Origin of the sequence: Lysinibacillus sp. GbtcB16 (genome assembly GCF_019091145.1) — a bacterium.
In the GTDB taxonomy this organism is placed as follows: domain Bacteria; phylum Bacillota; class Bacilli; order Bacillales_A; family Planococcaceae; genus Lysinibacillus; species Lysinibacillus fusiformis.
The window spans coordinates 1-278 of the sequence record NZ_JAGXJV010000305.1 but is presented as its reverse complement, the minus strand read 5'-3'; the positions used below and the strand labels follow the sequence as shown (position 1 = coordinate 278).

The 278-nt window shown below is 29.5% G+C and carries 1 pseudogene; it reads right to left on the bottom strand.

What is annotated here, in order from left to right:
• Positions 1–241, bottom strand: a pseudogene (locus KVT27_RS24355) (hypothetical protein); the annotation flags it as partial.
• Positions 242–278 lie beyond the last annotated feature (37 nt).

The following is a 278-nucleotide window of genomic DNA, read 5'->3' as shown; positions in this document are numbered from 1 at the left end:
TATTTTCAATTGATATTAAAAAATCCTCATCTGATATACAAGTAAAATATTCGTCCATTATATCTTGCAGTTGATTCCTTAACTCGTTTGGAGAAATATTCGATATTCTTTGAAAAAATAATCCCAGTATAATTAATCTATTTTCGATAGAAATTGTTCTATTTTGGATGATGCGTATAGAGAATATTCTTAAATCCCAAAATAAATCATTGCCCTTTGAAGTTGAAAAATTTTGAAGCATAAAACCCGGAGTATCACTCGGCTCCTCCTCTTCGAAA